Annotated in this window: 12 protein-coding genes and 1 pseudogene; 8 read left to right on the top strand and 5 right to left on the bottom strand. The window is 66.7% G+C overall.

The window, feature by feature from the left end; all coding sequences use genetic code 11:
• Window positions 1–2: 2 nt before the first annotated feature.
• Window positions 3–1,205 carry a benzoate/H(+) symporter BenE family transporter gene (locus tag ACX12D_RS13610; RefSeq protein WP_459371487.1) on the bottom strand — a complete coding sequence of 401 codons (1,203 nt, stop codon included), beginning with the start codon at window positions 1,203–1,205 and terminating at the stop codon, window positions 3–5.
• Between the two features lie 104 nt (window positions 1,206–1,309).
• Window positions 1,310–2,236 (bottom strand): amino acid ABC transporter substrate-binding protein, encoded by a 927-nt coding sequence (locus ACX12D_RS13605; protein WP_459371486.1) that lies wholly within the window; start codon window positions 2,234–2,236, stop codon window positions 1,310–1,312.
• 593 nt (window positions 2,237–2,829) lie between these two features.
• On the opposite strand from ACX12D_RS13605, the gene ACX12D_RS13600 reads away from it, so the two are divergent.
• Window positions 2,830–4,752: an ATP-binding cassette domain-containing protein gene (locus ACX12D_RS13600; RefSeq protein ID WP_459371485.1), complete on the top strand. Its 1,923-nt coding sequence runs from the start codon at window positions 2,830–2,832 to the stop codon at window positions 4,750–4,752.
• Between the two features lie 67 nt (window positions 4,753–4,819).
• Here the strand turns inward: ACX12D_RS13600 and ACX12D_RS13595 are convergent, their stop codons facing one another.
• Together ACX12D_RS13595 and ACX12D_RS13590 are read right to left on the bottom strand one after the other, a co-directional pair.
• Window positions 4,820–4,966, bottom strand: coding sequence for a hypothetical protein (locus ACX12D_RS13595; protein WP_173430684.1), 147 nt, complete (start codon window positions 4,964–4,966; stop codon window positions 4,820–4,822).
• Entirely contained in the window at window positions 4,963–6,195 is a 1,233-nt protein-coding gene (locus ACX12D_RS13590) for an MFS transporter (RefSeq protein ID WP_441635066.1), read from the bottom strand. The genes ACX12D_RS13595 and ACX12D_RS13590 overlap by 4 nt, the downstream gene beginning before the upstream one ends.
• Window positions 6,196–6,500: 305 nt before the next feature.
• Between ACX12D_RS13590 and ACX12D_RS13585 the strand changes: the two genes are divergently transcribed.
• The 5 genes and pseudogenes from ACX12D_RS13585 (at window position 6,501) to ACX12D_RS13565 (ending at window position 13,116) form a co-directional block, all read left to right on the top strand.
• Window positions 6,501–8,492 carry a DNA topoisomerase IV subunit B gene (locus ACX12D_RS13585; RefSeq protein ID WP_441635064.1) on the top strand — a complete coding sequence of 664 codons (1,992 nt, stop codon included), beginning with the start codon at window positions 6,501–6,503 and terminating at the stop codon, window positions 8,490–8,492.
• Between the two features lie 48 nt (window positions 8,493–8,540).
• Entirely contained in the window at window positions 8,541–9,329 is a 789-nt protein-coding gene (locus ACX12D_RS13580; protein WP_459371484.1) for a lytic transglycosylase domain-containing protein, read from the top strand.
• A 92-nt stretch (window positions 9,330–9,421) separates the two neighbouring features.
• Window positions 9,422–11,773 carry a DNA topoisomerase IV subunit A gene (gene parC / locus ACX12D_RS13575; RefSeq protein ID WP_441635060.1) on the top strand — a complete coding sequence of 784 codons (2,352 nt, stop codon included), beginning with the start codon at window positions 9,422–9,424 and terminating at the stop codon, window positions 11,771–11,773.
• A gap of 102 nt (window positions 11,774–11,875) precedes the next feature.
• Window positions 11,876–12,448: pseudogene (locus ACX12D_RS13570) on the top strand (chromate transporter); the annotation flags it as partial.
• A 137-nt stretch (window positions 12,449–12,585) separates the two neighbouring features.
• Window positions 12,586–13,116, top strand: coding sequence for a chromate transporter (locus tag ACX12D_RS13565; protein WP_459371483.1), 531 nt, complete (start codon window positions 12,586–12,588; stop codon window positions 13,114–13,116).
• Window positions 13,117–14,098: 982 nt separating this feature from the next.
• Here ACX12D_RS13565 and ACX12D_RS13560 read toward each other — a convergent pair.
• Window positions 14,099–15,931, bottom strand: coding sequence for an ABC transporter ATP-binding protein (locus ACX12D_RS13560; protein WP_459371482.1), 1,833 nt, complete (start codon window positions 15,929–15,931; stop codon window positions 14,099–14,101).
• A gap of 382 nt (window positions 15,932–16,313) precedes the next feature.
• Between ACX12D_RS13560 and hutU the strand changes: the two genes are divergently transcribed.
• Both hutU and hutH read left to right on the top strand, forming a co-directional pair.
• Window positions 16,314–17,999: a urocanate hydratase gene (gene hutU / locus ACX12D_RS13555; protein ID WP_459371481.1), complete on the top strand. Its 1,686-nt coding sequence runs from the start codon at window positions 16,314–16,316 to the stop codon at window positions 17,997–17,999.
• Window positions 18,000–18,001: 2 nt separating this feature from the next.
• Window positions 18,002–19,534: a histidine ammonia-lyase gene (hutH, locus tag ACX12D_RS13550; protein WP_459371480.1), complete on the top strand. Its 1,533-nt coding sequence runs from the start codon at window positions 18,002–18,004 to the stop codon at window positions 19,532–19,534.
• The last annotated feature ends 80 nt before the right edge of the window (window positions 19,535–19,614 follow it).

The following is a 19,614-nucleotide window of genomic DNA, read 5'->3' as shown; positions in this document are numbered from 1 at the left end:
GCTTATCCGGCCTTGGCGGCAGTGCGCGGCCGCAAGACGATCAGTGCCAGCATGCCGCCCACCACGCCCCAGAAAGCCGACCCCACGCCGGCCAGCGTCATGCCTGAGGCGGTGATCATGAACGTCAGCAGGGCGGATTCGCGCTCGGCCGGCGTTTGCATGGCGGTGGTCAGGCCGCTGGCGATCGAGCCGAGCAAGGCAAACGCGGCCACCGCCACGACCAGCGCTTTGGGGAACGCCGCGAACAGCGCGGCGATGCTGGCTGCCAGCGCCCCCGCAACCAGATAGCCGATGCCGCAAACCACCGCCGCCGTATAGCGCCGGTTGCGGTCGGGATCGGCTTGCGTGCCGGTGCAGATGGCCGCGGTAATGGCCGCCAGGTTGATGCCGTGTGAGCCGAACGGGGCGAGCAGGGCGGAGGCGATGCCGGTGACAGTGATCAGCGGCGAAGCCTGGACGTGATAGCCGTCGGCGCGCAGCACCGCCAGCCCGGGAATATTTTGTGACGCCAGCGCCACGATGAACAACGGTACCGCGATGCTGACGAAGGCCTGCAGCGAGAACGCCGGCGTGGTCCACACTGGCCTGGCCAGCGCGAAATGAAACGATTCGAAATGCAGCTGGCCAAGCGCGCCGGCCAGCGCCACGCCCGCCAGCAGCACGCCGGGCACCGCGTAGCGCGGCCAGAAGCGCTTGCCCAGCAGGTACAGCGCGAACATCACCAGCAGCAACAGGGTCTGGTGCTGGGCTTGCACGAACACGTCGACGCTGATGCGGAACAGGATCCCTGCCAGCAGCGCCGAGGCAATGCTGGCAGGCAGCGCGCGCATCAGTTTGTCGAACCAGCCGGTCATGCCGGCGGCGGTCATCAGCACCGCTGCCATGATGAAGGCGCCGATGGCCTGCGCGTAGGGCACGCCGGGCAGGCTGGCGATCAGCAGGGCGGCGCCAGGGGTGGACCAGGCAACGACGATGGGCGCCCGCGTCAGCAGGGACAGCCCGATGGTGGTCACGCCCATGCCGATGGACAGCGCCCAGATCCACGAGGCGACTTGCGCGTCCGACAAATGGGCGGCCTGGCCGGCCTGGATCATCAGCACCAGCGAACTGGTGTAGCCGGTCAGCATGGCGATCAGCCCGGCGACCAGGGCGGAGACGGAGAGATCGGTCAGCTTCAGTGGCGAGGTGGAGATGGGGCGGGACATGGGGCGAGACATGAGGCAGCACCCGACGCAACGGGTGCGGAAAAAGCGGCTGGGCCGCCATCTTCGCACGAGTTGCGCCGTGCCGGACACGACTCTCAGTCCTCTCAGTCGGCGACCTTGTCGCTAGGGAACTTGAAGGAATCGCGCAGCAGGTAGCTCATGGGGATGTCGAGGTTGACCCCTTGCGGCGGGATCGGCGACTGGAACCATTTCTTGTAGAGCTTCTGGGTATCGAGCGAATAGATGGCAGCGATCAGGGTCTTGTCCACCAGCCGCTTGAACTCGGCGTCCTGCTTCGACAGCATGATGGCGTAGGGCTCGATCGTCAGCAGCTCGTTGGTGACGGTGTAGCGGGCCGGGTCGCGCGCATTGGCGCGCAGGCCGTAGAGCAGCACGTCGTCCATCACGAAGGCGTCGGCCTTGCCTTGCTCGACCATGGCGAAGGCTTCTGCGTGGTCCTTGGCTTCCACCACGTGGATCTGCATGGCGCCGGAGCCGTTGATCTGGCGCACCACCGCGAGCGACGTGGTGCCTACCGTGGAGACGACCGTCTTGCCGCGCAGGTCGCCCAGCGTGCGGATGCCGGAGTCGGTCTTGACGAGCATGCGGCTGCCGGCGATGTAGTGCGGGATGGTGAAAGCAACCTGCGCGCGCCGCTCGCGGTTGTTGGTGGTGGAGCCGCATTCGAGATCGGCCTTGCCGTCGACGATGGCGGCGATGCGGCTGGCCGGCGTGACAGGAACGAATTCCACTTTGAGGCCTGGGAGCCGGAGCGCGCCGCGCAGGGCGTCGGCCACCCGCAGGCACAGGTCGATGGCATAGCCGTAAGGCTTGCCGTCGACCACGAAGGAGAACGGCACCGAGCTTTCGCGGTGGGCGATACGCAGCGCGCCGGTCTGTTCGATGCGCTGCAGCACCGGCGTGCCGCCGGACTGCGCGGCGGCGGGCATGGCGCCGATGCCGAGTGAAAGCGAAAGCAGGGTCGATAGCACAAGTAGCAGCGGCAAGCGCTGCGCACGCGGATGGATCATGGAATTCCCCGTACAAAGAAAAAGGCATCAAGCGGAATTGGCGTTGGGTCGCCTTTCACCGGTTCGGACCGGTTCTTGTATAGCTGCCGTTGTGCTGCGGCCTGCGGGCCGCGCGCCATTGTTCCATGGGGGAAAGCGGCCCGGCAATCGCCACGGCGGGAGGGTGTTGCGCGGCGCGCAACAGGTGCGTGGCAGATGCGTAGCAGACGCAAGGCAGATGCATCGCAGACCCATAAGAGGCGCGCCGAAGGGGGCGTTGACGGGACTTTCCCTTACGGACTTGTACGACTAGAGCCAGGCCGGGGCGCTTGCTATGCTCCTTTCCGTGCCTTGCGAGCAGGGCACCGAGGAGAGACTCTTGGGCCCGCGCGAGCGCGGGCCCTTCTTTTTTTGTGGCGGCCGCAGGCCCGGGGTTTGCGCCGGCGCCGGCGAGGGCGGGCGCCGGTGGTCTACAATGCCGGCTACCTGGCACCCCGCCGCCCGGTTGCTGTCCGACGCCGGCGCGCGGCCGCGGGATCAAGCCGCTTGAGCTACCTCCTCGAGCTGCCTCCTTGATCTGCCTCTTTTTTGCTGTCTCCTTTCGTATTGCTCCCATGGCCCTGTTTTCGATTTCCGACGCCCAGCTTGCCTTCGGGCATGTGGCCTTGCTCGACCATGCCGACTTCTCGCTGGAAGCCGGCGAGCGCGTCGGCCTGATTGGCCGCAACGGCACCGGCAAGTCGTCGCTGCTCAAGATCGTGGCCGGCCTGTCCGCGCCGGACGATGGCCTGATCGCGCGCCAGAGCGGCGTGACCTCGGCCTATGTGCCGCAAGAGCCGCAGTTCGAGGCGGGTGTGACCGTGTTCGACGCCGTGTCCCAGGGCCTGGGCAAGATCCACGACCTGCTGGTCGCCTATGAAGCGGCGCTGGCGGGGCTGGACGACAACCACGACGAGGACTCGCTGGCCGAGCTGCACCGGCTGCAGTCGGAAGTCGACGCCGCCGGTGCCTGGGGCTTGCGCACACGGGTGGAAACCACGCTGGCGCAGCTCAGCCTGAGTGCCGATGTGCGCGTGGATGCGCTATCTGGCGGCATGCAAAAGCGCGTGGCGCTGGCGCAGGCCCTGGTGGCCGAACCCGACATCCTGCTGCTCGACGAGCCGACCAACCACCTCGACGTGGAAGCGATCCGCTGGCTGGAAGACCTGCTGCTGGCCTTCCGCGGCAGCGTGCTGCTGATCACCCATGATCGCGCCTTCCTGGACCGCGTGGCCACCCGCATCATCGAACTCGACCGTGGCCGGCTGATTTCCTTTCCTGGCAACTTCGCCGCCTATCAGGCGCGCAAGGCCGAGCTGCTGGCCGCCGAACAGGTCGAGCAGGCCAAGTTCGACAAGCTGCTGGCGCAGGAAGAAGTCTGGATCCGCAAGGGCGTGGAAGCGCGCCGCACGCGTAGCGTGGCGCGTATCCAGCGCCTGGAGACGATGCGAACCGACCGTGCGGCCCGCCGCGACGTGCAGGGCAACGTCAAGCTGGAAGTGTCGCAAGGCGAGCGCTCCGGCAAGATCGTTTCCGAGTTGACGGATGTCAGCAAGGCCTTTGGCAACAAGATGGTGGTGCGCGACTTCACCGGCACCATCATGCGCGGCGACAAGGTCGGGCTGATCGGCGCGAACGGCGCGGGCAAGACCACGCTGCTGCGCCTGATCCTGGGCGAGCTGGCGCCGGACGCCGGTACGGTCAAGAACGGCAGCAACATGCAGGTGGCGTATTTCGACCAGATGCGCACGCAGCTGGACCTGGAGCGCTCGCTGGCCGATACCATCAGCCCTGGCAGCGACTGGGTCGAGATCAACGGCCAGCGCAAGCACGTCATGAGCTATCTCAGCGATTTCCTGTTCGCGCCGGAACGCGCGCGCTCGCCGGTCAAGTCGCTGTCCGGCGGCGAGCGCAACCGCCTGCTGCTGGCGCGCCTGTTCGCGCGCCCGGCCAATGTGCTGGTGCTGGACGAGCCGACCAACGACCTCGACATCGATACGCTGGAACTGCTTGAAGAACTGCTGCAGGACTACAGCGGCACGGTGTTCCTGGTGTCCCACGACCGGGCCTTCCTGGACAACGTGGTGACCTCCACCATCGCCGCCGAAGGCGACGGACGCTGGCGCGAGTACGTGGGCGGCTACTCCGACTGGCAGGTCCAGTCGGCGCGCAGCGCGGCCATGCAGGACGCGCGCGGTGGCGAGGGCAAGGCCGCCGCGGAAAGCACGAAGCCGCGCGAAGCCCGTGCGGCCAACCGCCTGGTCAAGCTGTCGTACAAGGAGCAGCGCGAGCTGGACACGCTGCCCGAGCGTATCGCTTCGCTGGAAAACGAGCAGAAGGCCGTCGGCGCACAGCTGGCGGACGGCTCGCTGTATGTGAGCGACGCGGGCAAGGCCGCGCAGCTGGCGGCCCGGCACGATGAGATCGACCTGGAACTGCTGGAGGCGCTGGAGCGCTGGGAAGTGCTGGAAGCCAAGACCAAGGCCGAGGCGCAGTAAGGCCGCTACGGCTGCGGCTCCGTGGGGAGCCGCAGCCGTCGTCATTGCCGACGGCTTTGGCGCATCCTCACCCGCACCAGGCGAGCACCATGTTCGTCAGGTCCACCATGAAGGCCGGCCGCAGGTAGGCCATGAAGGCCAGCGCCAGCACCCCGGCCAGCGCCGTGAAGCCTGCTGCCCGAAGCGCAAGGCCGGCGGGGCGTGCCGTGATCATGCGGCGGCCCCTTGTGGCCGCGCGATCGCATGCTCGCGGATCGGCAGGTTGACCAGGGCGGCCACTACGCCCAGCCCGATCGCGATCATCCAGACCGTGTTGTAGGTGCCGGTCCGGTCATACAGGAAGCCACCCAGCCACGCACCCAGGAAGCTGCCGATCTGGTGCGAGAAAAACACCACGCCCGACAGCATCGACAGGTACTGCACGCCAAACACCTGCGCGATGATGCCATTGGTCAGCGGCACCGTGGACAGCCACAGGAAACCCATCATCGCGGCGAACACCCAGGTGCTGGTGGCCGTGAGCGGCAGCAGCAGGTAGCCGGCAATCACCACGGACCGGGTGATGTAGATCAGCGAAAGCAGGAAGCGCTTGGGCACGCGCTGCCCCAACGCGCCCGCGCTATAGGTCCCGAACACATTGAACAGCCCGATCAGCGCCAGCGCCACGGTCGCGATCTTCGGGTCGGTCAGGCCCCGGTCCTTGAGGTAGGGCGCCAGATGCACGCCGATGAACACCACCTGGAAGCCGCAGACGAAGTAGCCCAGCGTGAGCAACTGGAAGTTGCGGTTGCCGAACGCTTCGCGCACGGCCTGGCCGATGGTTTGCTGGAAGCCGGGCGCATGCGTGGCGCCTTGCGGCTCGCGCAGGCTGAAGGCCAGCGGCAGCATCAGGCAGGCCAGCACCGCCAGGATGAACAACGCGTTCTGCCAGCCGGCAGTCGAGATCAGCGTCTGCTCCACCGGGATCATCAGGAACTGCCCGAACGAGCCCGCGGCCGCCGCGATGCCCATGGCCCACACGCGCTTCTCGGGGCTGGCCACGCGGCCAATCACGCCGTACACCACGCTGTAGGTGGTGCCGGACTGCGCAATGCCGATCAGGATGCCGGCGCCCGAGGCGAAGGCGGTGCCGGAGGTGGCCATGGCCATCACGACCAGGCCCGCCACGTACAGCGCAATGCCGACCAGCATGATGCGGAAGCCGCCGAACTTGTCGGCCAGGGCGCCCGTAAACGGCTGGGTCACGCCCCACATCAGGTTTTGCAGCGCCAGCGCGAAGGCAAAGGTCTCGCGGCTCCAGCCGTGTGTCTGCGTGATCGGCAGGTTGAACAGGCCGAAGCCGTGCCGGATACCCATCGACAAGGTGACGAGCAGGCCACCGCAAATCAATACAGTTGTGAGGGAGAGTGGTTTTCTTGGTGTGTGTTGAATCGTGTTCTGCATGGCGTCCTGCATCCTGGCTCGGTGTGCGTAGTGCTGTTTTAGTTCTGTCGGCGCGGTCCGGAACCGCCTTGGCCACGCCGGTGCGAGCGAGTGTACTCCGCATCGCGGGAGGACGTCGGGCGTCACTCCGGCGCCGCCCGAGACACCGGATGTGCCGAATCGCGCACGGCAATTGCTGGTGACGATTGGCATCAAGACGGCTACCCGCTTCCATTACAATGCAGGCTGCCCGGCCCCCCTGGCTGGCGTGCGGCAACCGCGCCCCCGCCAAGGCTGGCCGAGAATCCCACTAAGCAAGCGACTCCATGGCGAGCAAAATCAGTCAGTACAGCGAATCCTCCATCCGGGTCCTGAAGGGCCTGGAGCCGGTCAAGCAACGACCCGGCATGTACACCCGTACCGACAATCCCCTGCACATCGTGCAGGAGGTGATCGACAATGCCTCCGACGAGGCCCTGGGCGGCCACGGTTCCGAGATCATGGTCACCCTGCACCGCGACGGCAGCATCAGCGTCGAGGACGATGGCCGCGGCATCCCGGTCGGCATCCATCCCGAAGAGCAGGTTCCGGTGGTGGAAATCGTGTTCACGCGCCTGCACGCGGGCGGCAAGTTCGACAAGGGCAAGGGCGGTGCCTATGCCTTCTCGGGCGGCCTGCACGGTGTGGGTGTCTCCGTCACCAACGCGCTGTCTACCCGTCTCGACGTCACCGTATGGCGTGACGCCAACTGCTCCACGCTGACCTTCTCCGGCGGCGACGTCACCGTGCCGCTGGCCACGCGCAAGCTCGAACGCGGCGAGAAGAAGAGCGGCACGCGGGTGCAGGTCTGGCCCGATGCGAAGTACTTCGATTCGGCCGCGATCCCGATGGCCGAGCTGCAGCGGCTGCTGCGCAGCAAGGCGGTGCTGCTGCCGGGCGTCAAGGTCACGCTGCTGCAAGAGAAAAACGGCGAGCGCCAGACCTGGCAGTACGAGCAGGGCCTCAAAGGCTACCTGGTGGAAGCGCTGGCGCAGGGCAGTGGCGCCGAGCTGGTGGTGCCGATGTTCGAAGGCGAGCACTTTGCCGACCCGGACGCCAACCCGGCGGAAGATGGCTTCGCCGAGGGCGAGGGCGCTTCCTGGGTGGTGGCTTGGACCGAAGATGGCGCGCCGGTGCGCGAGTCCTACGTCAACCTGATCCCCACCCCGGCTGGCGGCACGCACGAGTCCGGCCTGCGCGAAGGCCTGTTCCAGGCGGTCAAGAGCTTTATCGAGATGCACGCGCTGCAGCCCAAGGGCGTGAAGCTGATGAGCGAAGACGTGTTCGCCCGCGCCTCGTTCGTGCTGTCCGCCAAGGTGCTGGACCCGCAGTTCCAGGGCCAGATCAAGGAGCGCCTGAACAGCCGCGACGCGGTCAAGCTGGTGTCCACCTTCAGCCGCCCCGCGCTGGAGCTGTGGCTCAACCATCACGTCGAGTACGGCAAGAAGCTCGCCGAGCTGGTGATCCGCCAGGCGCAGGCGCGCACGCGCGCGGCGCAAAAGGTGGAAAAGAAGAAGGGCTCCGGCGTGGCCGTGCTGCCCGGCAAGCTGACCGACTGCGAATCCACCGACGTCACCCGCAACGAACTCTTCCTGGTCGAGGGCGACTCCGCCGGCGGCTCGGCCAAGATGGGGCGCGACAAGGAATTCCAGGCCATCCTGCCGCTGCGCGGCAAGGTGCTCAACACCTGGGAGACCGAGCGCGACCGCCTGTTCGCCAATAACGAGGTGCACGACATCGCGGTGGCAATCGGCGTGGACCCGCACGGCCCCAACGATGAGCCCGACCTGTCCAACCTGCGCTACGGAAAGATCTGTATCTTGTCCGACGCTGACGTGGACGGTGCGCACATCCAGGTGCTATTACTGACCCTGTTCTTCAAGCATTTCCCCAGGCTGATCGACAACGGCAACGTGTGCGTGGCCCGCCCGCCGCTTTTCCGGGTGGATGCGCCGGCACGCGGCAAGAAGCCGGCCCAGAAGCTCTATGCGCTGGACGACGGCGAGCTGGTGGCCATCCAGGACAAGCTGATGAAGGATGGCATCAAGGACGGCGGCTGGCAGATCTCGCGCTTCAAGGGCCTGGGCGAGATGAACGCCGAGCAGCTGTGGGAAACCACCATGAATCCCGACACGCGCCGCCTGTTGCCGGTGGCGCTTGGACACTTCGACCTGCCGCAGACCGTGGGCGTGATGAATATGCTCATGGGCAAGGGCGAGGCCGCGCAGCGGCGCACCTGGCTCGAGGAGCGCGGCAACGAGGTGATCGCCGATATCTAGGCGGCACGAATCGAACCGTTCGATACCCGCATGACGCAAGGAGCCCCGATGGCTAAGACCCGACCTGGCAGCACCCGTGCACGGCAATGGATTGCCGCCGGCACGCTGCTGGCCGGCTTGGCCGGCATGGGCTTCATGCCAGCGGCCCACGCTGCGCTGTATGGCTATATCGACGACGACGGCGTGGCGCATTTCTCGGACGAGAAGCTGGACGAGCGCTACACGCTGTTCATGAAGAACGGCGGCGAGCTCAAGAGCCCGCTGCCGTACCGTGCCGGAGCCGGCAGCCAGATCGACCTGGAGACGCACAAGCTTTACCGATATGTCGTCAACCATCCCAATATCGCCACGGTCGAGCCCATGATCCGCCAGATCGCGGCGGCGCAGAATGTCGACCCGGCGCTGGTCAAGGCGGTGATGGCGGTAGAGTCCGGCTTCAACGCAGGCGCGGTCTCGCCCAAGGGCGCGATCGGGCTGATGCAGGTGATTCCCGGCACTGGCGCGCGCTTTGGCGTGAGCGCCGATGCCCGGCGCACGGTCGAGCAGAAACTGGCCGACCCGCGCACCAATATCTCGGCCGGCGTGCGCTACCTGCGCTGGCTGATGGAGCTGTTCCCCAACGACCTCGAGCTGGTGCTGGCCGCGTACAACGCGGGCGAGGGCGCGGTGCAGCGCTACAACAACAAGATTCCGCCTTTCCCCGAGACCCAGCAGTATGTCAGCACGGTGCTGCAGTTCTATCGCTTCTACCGTCCGGGCGGCGCGCCCGCGGGGGTGGGCGGGGCGGGAGTCAATCGCGTCAAGATGGTGATCGGTGGCCGCCGCAACATGCCTTGATCCCATCCCGAACCATACGACGAACCGCATAACGAACAACATGCAACCGGCGCACCGGCCAACGATGCGGTGCGCCGTCTTCTTGCCAATCCATGGAACAACAAGACATTCCGCTTGACCCAGGTTCGCCCGACAACGGAGCGGACTCGCTGACCCTGGCGCACTATGCCGAGCGCGCCTATCTCGACTACGCCATCAGCGTGGTCAAAGGCCGCGCGCTGCCGGAAGTGGCCGATGGCCAGAAGCCGGTGCAGCGCCGCATCCTGTACGCCATGCACGAGATGGGGCTGCGCTCCGACGCCAAGCCGGTCAAGTCGGCGCGCGTGGTGGGCGACGTGCTGGGTAAATTTCACCCGCACGGCGACCAGTCCGCCTATGACGCGCTGGTGCGCCTGGCGCAGGACTTCTCGCTGCGCTACCCGCTGATCGACGGCCAGGGCAACTTCGGCTCGCGCGACGGCGACGGCGCGGCGGCCATGCGCTACACCGAAGCCCGGCTCACGCCGATCGCGCGCCTGCTGCTCGACGAGATCGACCAGGGCACGGTGGACTTCATCCCCAACTACGACGGCTCGATGGAAGAGCCCAGGCTGATGCCGGCGCGCCTGCCTTTTGTGCTGCTCAACGGCGCATCGGGCATTGCCGTGGGCATGGCCACCGAGGTGCCGCCGCACAACCTGCGCGAAGTGGCGGCAGCCACCGTGGCGATGATCCGCAACCCCAATATCACGCTGGCCGAGCTGCTGGCGCTGATGCCGGGTCCGGACTATCCGGGCGGCGGCCAGATCATCTCGCCGGCGGCCGACATTGCGCAGATCTACGAGAACGGCCGCGGCAGCCTGAAGGTGCGCGCGCGCTGGATCATCGAGGACATGGCGCGCGGCCAGTGGCAACTGGTGGTGACCGAGCTGCCGCCGAGCACCTCGTCGCAGAAGGTGCTCGAGGAGATCGAGGAAATCACCAACCCGAAGGTCCGCGCAGGCAAGAAATCGCTGACGCCCGAGCAGTTGCAGCTCAAGCAAGGCATGCTGGCGGTGCTCGACGCGGTGCGCGACGAATCCGGCAAGAACGCGCCGGTGCGGCTGGTGTTCGAGCCCAAGAGCAAGAACATCGAGCAACAGGAATTCATCCAGACGCTGCTGGCGCACACCAGCCTGGAGTCCGGGGCCTCGATCAACCTGGTGATGATCGGCACCGATGGCCGCCCGCGCCAGAAGGGCCTGGCCGACATCCTGCGCGAGTGGATCGCCTTCCGCTTCGCCACCGTCACCCGCCGCACGCGCCATCGCCTGGGCAAGGTCGAAGACCGCATCCACATTCTCGAAGGCCGGATGCTGGTGCTGCTCAATATCGACGAGGTGATCCGCATCATCCGCGAGAGCGACGAGCCCAAGCCGGCGTTGATGCAAGCCTTCGGCCTGTCGGACCGCCAGGCCGAAGACATCCTTGAAATCCGCCTGCGCCAGTTGGCCAGGCTGGAAGCGCTGCGCATCGAGCAGGAGTTGAAGAGCCTGCGCGACGAGCAGGCCGAGCTGGATGTGCTGCTCAAGTCCGAGACCATGATGCGCCGGCGCATCATCAAGGAGATCGAGACCGACGCCAAGCAATACAGCCCGGAAGACAAGGATCCGCGCCGCACGCTGATCCAGGAAGAGCGCCGCGCCAACGCCGAGGTGCGCGTGGTCGACGAGCCCGTCACCGTGGTGGTCTCCCAGAAGGGCTGGGTGCGCACGCGCCAGGGCCACGGCCATGACGCGCAGCAGTTCACCTTCAAGGCGGGCGACGCGCTCTATGGCACCTTCGAGTGCCGCAGCGTGGACGTGATGCTGGTGTTCGGCACCAATGGCCGCGCCTACACGGTGCCGGTGGCCGGCTTGCCGGGCGGGCGCGGCGACGGCGTGCCCGTGACCACGCTGATCGAGCTGCAGCCCGGCAGCCAGATCGCCCACACCTTTGCCGGCGGCGTCGACCAGCGCTTGCTGATCGCCACGCGCGGCGGCAATGGCTTCCAGACCAAGGTCGGCGACATGGTCAGCCGGCAGAAGGGCGGCCGCGCCTACCTGACGCTGGACGAGGGCGATGCGCCGCTGTTGCCCGCGCCGATCGGGGAGGATGCCACGCACGTGGCCTGCCTGTCGGCCAACGGCCGCATGCTGCTGGTTGCGCTCGACGAGATCAAGTCGCTCTCGGCCGGTGGCCGCGGCGTGATCCTGATGGAGCTGGAACCCAAGGAGACGCTGCAGCAGGCGATTGCCGTCGGCGCCCCGGGGCTGGTGGTGTCCGGTGCCGGGCGCGGCGGCAAGCCGAGCTCGCAGAAGCTCTACGGCCAGCTGCTGCTGCCCTATGTGGGCAAGCGCGCCCGCAAGGGCCGCGCGCTGGATCTCAAGCTCAAGGAGCCGAGCATCGAGCCGGTACGGATCGTGCCTCCGGCGAGCGGCAACTAAGCCGCGCCAACCCGAACTGGCCCTGCGCGACAATGCGCGGGGCTTTTTTCTTTCCCGGCATGCCGGACCACCCCGGCGGCCATGCCTCTCCCGTTACAAGCGATGCCAGTTACTCCCTCTCCCGCCGGCGACGATCCGATGGTAGCGCTAGCACCCCCACCCACGCCGCGGCGCCTGTTTATCGAATTCGCCCGCATGGGGCTGTCCGGCTTCGGCGGCGTGCTGCCCTTCGTGCGGCGCGCCGTGGTCGAGCGCAACCGCTGGCTGGGCGACCGCGATTTTGTCGAACTGCTCAGCCTGGGGCAGGTGCTGCCCGGCCCCAACGTGATCAACCTCGCGCTGATGCTGGGCTTGCGCTTTGCCGGGCTTCGCGGCGCGCTGGCGGCCTTTGCGGGGCTGGTGATGGTGCCGATGGTGGGCGTGCTGGCGCTGATGCTGCTGTACGAGCACTACCGCGACGTGGCGGCGGTGCAGCGCATGCTCACGGGCATGACGGCGGTGTCGGCGGGCCTGGTGCTGTCGACCGGCTTCAAGCTGGCGCAGAGCCAGCCACGCACCGTGCGCGGGTTGATGATCGGCGGCGCGGCGTTTGTCGGCATCGGGCTGTTGCGCTGGCCGCTGGTGCCGGTGATGGCGGTGCTGGTGCCGATGGGGCTGGTGCTGGAGTGGCGCAGCGAGCAGCTTGCGCGGCGCGCGCAGGCGCCGGCTGCTATCGAGGTCTCGTCAATGCCGCCCATGCCGTCCATGCCATCCAGCGATGACGGCATCGATCCCATGCCACCCATGCAGCCTGTACCCGGGGAGCCGCGGCAATGACTTCACCGAACGTGCTTTCCAGCCTGCTCACGCATTTCCTGACGCTGTCGTTCCTCGCCATCGGCGGGGCCAGTACCACGATCCCCGACATGCATCGCTTCCTGGTGGAGTCGAACGCCTGGATGAGCGACGCGCAGTTCTCCGCCATGTACGCCATCTCGCAGGCCGCGCCGGGGCCGAACATCCTGTTCGTTGCCTTGTTCGGCTGGCAGGTGGCGGGTCTGGCCGGCGCCATCGTCGGCATGATCGGCATCTGCGGGCCGTCCAGCGTGATCGCGCTCGGCTTCGAGTATTTCGCCGGCCGCTCGCCGCAGGCGCGGTGGCCCGGCCTGATCCGGCGCGGCCTTGCCACGCTGACCATCGGCCTGCTGTTTTCCACCGGCTGGATCCTTGCCGCGAGCGTGGATCACCGCTGGACCGCCGTGGCGGTGACGGTGGTCACTATCGTGTTGATGCTGAAGACGAAGGTGCATCCGCTGGTGCTGGTGGGGTTGGGGGCCGGGGCGGGGGTAATGGGGTTGGTTTGAGCTTGATTGTGGGTGGAGGATGCGGTGTTGGCTGTTGGGGCCAAGAGCCTCCATGCTCGGGTCTTTTGCTGTTTTTTTGTGCGGCGTTGGCATCTTGCACCCAAGTGCCATACGACATCCCCCTGCGGGGGCTGCCGGTCACTCTTCTTTGCGTCGGCAAAGAAGACTAACGAGAAGAAAGCCGACCCTGCCGGGCGCAGAGCAATAAGGCTCTCGAATATCGGTGGTTGCGTCGTACGGCCCGGAGTGTTGGCTGGCGAATCCTACCGGCCCAGAGGACATCGCAACTGCATGACCTATGGGTTACGTGGTGCGGCCCCTGACCTCGTATGCGGTGACCGTTCCCACATCTGCCGTTCGCGGCGCGAGGGGCTGCGCCGTTTCGGGTGTGGCTGGTTTCGTGGTTTTGTCTCAGAGGACGAGCGCCGTGAGGTGCGAGCGCGGCCCTCGCGGACGGGCCACGGTGCCCACCACGAAACCAGGGGAGTTGGTAGCAAGGTGCCGCTCGCGCCGGTACGGCAGGGCATCAAATGGCCGGGCGGCCACCGCCAGAGACAAAACCACGAAACCACCAATGCAGGCAGGATCGTGGCGCTGCGCACCGCGAACGGCAGATGCCCGAACGCTCACCGCGCAAAGCGATCAGGGGCACCACCACGTGACCATTGGGTCATGCAGTAGCGATGTCCTTCGGGCCGGTTGGACACGCCAGCCAACACTCCGGGCCATACGACGCAACCACAGCCCCACATAAGCCTGATTGCTCTGCCCCCGGCAGGGCGGCTTTCTTTTCGTTAGTTTTCTTTGCCGGTCAAAGAAAAGTGACCGGCAGCCCCCGCAGGGGGATGTCGTATGGACCTTGGGTGCAAAAACCATCGCCGCTCAAAAAAACAGCGAAAGACCCCGCAGGGGCATGCCGTATCGCACCTTGGGTGCAAAAACCAACGCCGTATCAACCAACACCCCCAAACACATCAAACCTCTACTCCACCCCCACAAACCCCCCAGTCTGATGCGCCCACAACCTTGCATATAGCCCCCCGCGCGCCAGCAACTCCGCATGCGTGCCGCTTTCGGCGATCCGCCCGTCCTCCAGCACCACCAGCCTGTCCATCCGCGCAATGGTGGACAGGCGGTGTGCGATGGCGATCACCGTCTTGCCCTGCATCAGCGTCTCCAGGTTCTCCTGGATGGCGGCTTCCACTTCGGAGTCCAGCGCCGAGGTGGCTTCATCCAGGATCAGGATCGGTGCGTTCTTCAGCAGCACCCTCGCCACGGCAATGCGCTGGCGCTGGCCGCCCGACAGCTTCACGCCGCGTTCGCCCACTTGCGCATCCAGCCCCGTAGCCCCATGCGCATCGCGCAAGCGTGGAATGAACTCGCCGGCATGGGCGTCGTTGGCCGCGGTGAGCAGCTCGGCCTCGCTGGCGCCGGGGCGGCCGTAGCGCAGGTTGTCGCGGATCGAGCGGTGCAGCAGCGACGTATCCTGCGTCACCATGCCGATCTGCGCGCGCAGGCTTTCCTGCGTGACGCCGGCGATGTCCTGGCCGTCGATCAGGATGCGTCCTTGCTCCACGTCGTACAGCCGCAGCAGCAGGTTGACCAGCGTCGACTTGCCGGCGCCGGAGGGGCCGACCAGGCCGATCTTCTCGCCCGGGCGCACGATCAGGTCGATGTTCTCGATCACGCCCGAGCCCTTGCCGTAGTGAAAGCCCACGCCCTCGAAGCGCACCTCGCCGCGCGTGACGCGCAGCGCCTGCGCGTTGTCGCGGTCGCCGACCGTGCGCGGCACGGAGATGGTCTGCAGGCCATCCTGCACCTGGCCGATGTTCTCGAAGATGCCGCTGATCACCCACATGATCCAGCCTGACATGCTGACAATGCGGATCACCAGCCCGCTCGACAGCGCAATCGCGCCGACGCTGACATGGCCCTGGCTCCATAGCCACAGCGCCAGCCCGGTGGTGCTGGCGATCAGCAGGCCATTGAGCGAGGTCACGGTGAAATCCATCGCGCTGACCATGCGCCCGGACAGGCGTGCCTTGTCGGTCAGGTCGGCCATGGCTTCGCGCGCGTAATCCTCTTCATGGCGCGTATGGGCGAACAGCTTGAGCGTGGTGATGTTGGTATAGCCGTCGACGATGCGTCCCATCAGCCGCGAGCGCGCGCCGGTGGCGGCAACCGAGCGCGCCTTCACGCGTGGCGTGAAGTACAGCATGGCGGCCACGTAGCATGCGATCCACGCCACGAGGGGAATCATCAGGCGCCAGTCGGCTTGCGCGAACAGGTACAGGGAGCTGGCCGCGTAGATCAGCACATGCCAGATGGCATCCACGGCCTGCACCGCTGAATCGCGCAGCGAGAAGCCGGTCTGCATGATGCGCTGCGCAATGCGCCCGGCAAAGTCGTTCTGGAAAAACGACAGGCTCTGCTTGAGGACGTAGCGGTGGTTCTGCCAGCGCACCAGGTTGCCCAGGCTCGGGTTGATGACCTGGTGCACGAGGATGTCGTGCAGGCCGTTGAAGAACGGGCGCAGCAGCAGCGCCACCACCGCCATCCACACCAGCTCGGCGCGGTGGCGCGCGAAGAAGTCGGCGGGCGGCGTGGCTTGCGCCAGGTCGACCAGGCGGCCGAGAAAGCCGAACAGCGAGACTTCGATCAGCGCGCCAGCCAGCCCCACGCCTAGCAGCAGCGCAAAGACCGGCCACACCTCCCGCAGGAAATAGGCGTAGAAGCGCCAGATCTGGCCGGGCGGCTGGGTGTCGGGGAGGGCGCGGAACGGGTCGATCAGCCGTTCCAGGAAACGCATCAGCATGGGAGTCCAGGGGAGTCCAGGGGTGTTCCGCGGTGACCGCTTCGTCCGGGTCGCAGGCGTGCTCGCCAGGGTGGTATCGATGCCATGGGCATGCGGCGGATCAGGAGCATGATACCGCGCTTGCACATCGCCGCTATCCGTACCCGCGGCAGCAGCGGCAGCGGAGCGTCCATGTCGCGGTGCTTGACCGCGTGCTCGGAACGGCGAGCACGTTCCGTCGTTCTCATCACTTAAGCAATCATAAGCGCACTTTTCTATCTATGCCGGCGGCTTGTCTCCGGGAATACCCCAATTTATCCAAGCTTGTCTATACAACACTATACATACCTAGCATGGCTGAACAGACCGGTTCGAGCCGGCCTTATTGACCCAAGGAGTTCCCGTGAGCAACACCGACCGCTTTCGCGATGTAGAGATCCGCGCCCCGCGCGGCAACCAACTGAACGCCAAGAGCTGGCAGACCGAAGCGCCGCTGCGCATGTTGATGAACAACCTCGACCCGGAAGTGGCGGAGAACCCCAAGGAGCTGGTGGTGTACGGCGGCATCGGCCGCGCCGCGCGCAACTGGGCGTGCTACGACAAGATCGTCGAGACGCTCAAGACGCTGAACGACGATGAGACCCTGCTGGTGCAGTCCGGCAAGCCGGTCGGCGTGTTCAAGACCCATAGCAACGCGCCGCGCGTGCTGATCGCCAATTCCAACCTGGTGCCGCACTGGGCCACCTGGGAACACTTCAACGAGCTCGATGCCAAGGGCCTGGCCATGTACGGCCAGATGACCGCCGGCAGCTGGATCTATATCGGCAGCCAGGGCATCGTGCAGGGCACCTACGAGACCTTCGTCGAAGCCGGGCGCCAGCACTACAACGGCAACCTCAAGGGCCGCTGGGTGCTGACCGCCGGGCTGGGCGGCATGGGCGGCGCGCAGCCGCTAGCCGCCACGCTGGCCGGCGCTTGCTCGCTGAACATCGAGTGCCAGCAGGCCAGCATCGATTTCCGCCTGCGCACCCGCTATGTCGACGAACAGGCCACCGACCTCGACGACGCGTTGGCGCGCATCGCCAAATACACCGCCGAAGGCCGCGCCGTTTCCGTCGCGCTGTGCGCCAACGCCGCCGAAGTGCTGCCCGAACTGGTGCGCCGCGGCGTGCGCCCGGACATGGTCACCGACCAGACCAGCGCGCACGATCCGCTCAACGGCTACCTGCCGGTGGGTTGGACCTGGGGCCAGTACCGCGACCGTGCGCAGACCGAGCCGGCTCGTGTGGTCAAGGCCGCCAAGCAATCGATGGCGCTGCATGTGCAGGCCATGCTCGACTTCCAGAAGATGGGCGTGCCCACGTTCGACTACGGCAACAACATCCGCCAGATGGCCAAGGAAGAGGGCGTGGACAATGCCTTCGATTTCCCCGGCTTCGTGCCGGCCTACATCCGGCCGCTGTTCTGCCGCGGTGTCGGTCCGTTCCGCTGGGCCGCGCTGTCCGGCGATCCGCAGGACATCTACAAGACCGACGCCAAGGTCAAGGAACTGATCCCCGACGATGCGCACCTGCACCGCTGGCTGGACATGGCGCGCGAGCGCATCAGCTTCCAGGGCCTGCCGGCGCGCATCTGCTGGGTTGGCCTTGGCCTGCGCGCCAAGCTTGGCCTGGCGTTCAACGAGATGGTGCGTAGTGGCGAATTGTCGGCGCCGGTGGTGATCGGCCGCGACCACCTCGACTCCGGCTCGGTCGCCAGCCCCAACCGTGAAACCGAAAGCATGCAGGACGGCTCCGACGCCGTGTCCGACTGGCCGCTGCTCAACGCGCTGCTCAACACCGCCAGCGGCGCGACCTGGGTCTCGCTGCATCATGGCGGCGGCGTGGGCATGGGCTTCTCGCAGCATTCGGGCGTGGTGATCGTGTGCGACGGCACCGACGAGGCGGCCGCGCGCATCGCCCGCGTGCTGCACAACGATCCCGCCACCGGCGTGATGCGCCATGCGGACGCCGGCTACGACATCGCCATCGAATGTGCACAGGAGCAGGGCCTGAACCTGCCGATGCTCAACAGCAAGAAGGAAGCCTGAACGTGAACGCGCTGAACCTGAAACCTGGTCAACTGACCCTGGCGCAGCTGCGCCAGGCCTATCTGCAGCCGCTGCGCGTGAGCCTGGACGCCGGGGCCGCCGAGGCCATCGCCGCCAGCGTGGCCTGCGTCGAGAACATCGTTGCCGAAGGCCGGACCGCCTACGGCATCAATACCGGCTTCGGCCTGCTGGCGCAGACCCGCATCGCCCGCGAGGACCTGGAGAACCTGCAGCGCTCGCTGGTGTTGTCGCACGCCGCCGGCGTGGGCGAACCGCTCGACGACGCCATGGTGCGGCTGATCATGCTGCTAAAGATCAATAGCCTGGCGCGCGGCTTCTCCGGCATCCGCCGCAAGGTGATCGATGCGCTGATCGCCCTGGTCAATGCCGAGGTCTATCCGCATATTCCGCTCAAGGGCTCGGTGGGCGCCTCTGGCGACCTGGCGCCGCTGGCGCATATGTCGCTGGTGCTGCTGGGCGAAAGCCGTGCGCGCTACCAGGGCGAATGGCTGCCGGCGCGCCAGGCGCTGGCCCGCGCCGGCCTGGAGCCGCTGACCCTGGCCGCCAAGGAAGGCCTGGCCCTGCTCAACGGCACCCAGGTATCCACGGCTTACGCGCTGCGCGGCCTGTTCGAGGCCGAGGATCTGTTTGCCGCGGCCACGGTATGCGGCAGCCTCAGCGTCGAGGCCATGCTCGGCTCGCGCGCGCCTTTCGACGCGCGCATTCACGCGGTGCGCGGCCAGCGCGGCCAGATCGATGCGGCCGCCACCTATCGCGGCCTGTTGACCGATACCAGCGAACTGGCGCGTTCGCATGCGCAGTGCGACAAGGTGCAGGATCCCTACTCGCTGCGCTGCCAGCCGCAGGTGATGGGTGCCTGCCTGACGCAATTGCGGCAGGCCGCCGAGGTCCTGGAAGTGGAGGCCAACGCGGTCTCGGACAATCCCTTGGTATTTGCCGCCGAAGGCGACGTGATCTCGGGGGGCAACTTCCACGCCGAACCGGTGGCGATGGCCGCCGACAACCTGGCGCTGGCCATCGCCGAGATCGGCTCGCTGTCCGAGCGCCGTATCTCGCTGATGATGGACCGGCACATGTCGCAGCTGCCGCCTTTCCTGGTAGCGAACGGCGGCGTCAACTCCGGCTTCATGATTGCCCAGGTCACCGCCGCGGCGCTGGCCAGCGACAACAAGGCGCTGGCCCATCCGCACAGTGTCGACAGCCTGCCGACCTCGGCCAACCAGGAGGACCACGTGTCGATGGCGCCGAATGCCGGCAAGCGCCTGTGGGCGATGGCCGAGAACGTGCGCGGCATCCTTGCCGTGGAGTGGCTGGGCGCCTGCCAGGGCCTGGACTTCCGCGAAGGCCTGAAGAGTTCGCCCAAGCTCGAACAGGCACGCAGCCTGCTGCGCGCCGAAGTGCCCTACTACGAGAAGGACCGCTTCTTCGCGCCGGATATCGAGACGGCGAGCCGGTTGCTGGCGGCCGGCACCCTGAACGCGCTGCTGCCCGCGCGGTTGCTGCCCAGCCTCTGAGGCTTGAGCATGACGCCCGGGGGCGGGACGCCTGCCACGCAGCAGGCCCCGCCCCGGGCGCGACAGAAGACAGAATAATG

The organism is Cupriavidus sp. PET2-C1, from assembly GCF_054515855.1.
The sequence above is the reverse complement of the archived record's forward strand: the minus strand, read 5'-3'. Positions and strand labels throughout refer to the sequence as shown.

Bases quoted from the DNA above. Each gene is read 5' to 3' on its own strand.
- ACX12D_RS13610 (WP_459371487.1), bottom strand. From the start codon at position 1,205: ATGTCCCGCCCCATCTCCACCTCGCCACTGAAGCTGACCGATCTCTCC.
- ACX12D_RS13605 (WP_459371486.1), bottom strand. From the start codon at position 2,236: ATGATCCATCCGCGTGCGCAGCGCTTGCCGCTGCTACTTGTGCTATCG.
- ACX12D_RS13600 (WP_459371485.1), top strand. From the start codon at position 2,830: ATGGCCCTGTTTTCGATTTCCGACGCCCAGCTTGCCTTCGGGCATGTG.
- ACX12D_RS13595 (WP_173430684.1), bottom strand. From the start codon at position 4,966: ATGATCACGGCACGCCCCGCCGGCCTTGCGCTTCGGGCAGCAGGCTTC.
- ACX12D_RS13590 (WP_441635066.1), bottom strand. From the start codon at position 6,195: ATGCAGAACACGATTCAACACACACCAAGAAAACCACTCTCCCTCACA.
- ACX12D_RS13585 (WP_441635064.1), top strand. From the start codon at position 6,501: ATGGCGAGCAAAATCAGTCAGTACAGCGAATCCTCCATCCGGGTCCTG.
- ACX12D_RS13580 (WP_459371484.1), top strand. From the start codon at position 8,541: ATGGCTAAGACCCGACCTGGCAGCACCCGTGCACGGCAATGGATTGCC.
- parC (WP_441635060.1), top strand. From the start codon at position 9,422: ATGGAACAACAAGACATTCCGCTTGACCCAGGTTCGCCCGACAACGGA.
- ACX12D_RS13565 (WP_459371483.1), top strand. From the start codon at position 12,586: ATGACTTCACCGAACGTGCTTTCCAGCCTGCTCACGCATTTCCTGACG.
- ACX12D_RS13560 (WP_459371482.1), bottom strand. From the start codon at position 15,931: ATGCTGATGCGTTTCCTGGAACGGCTGATCGACCCGTTCCGCGCCCTC.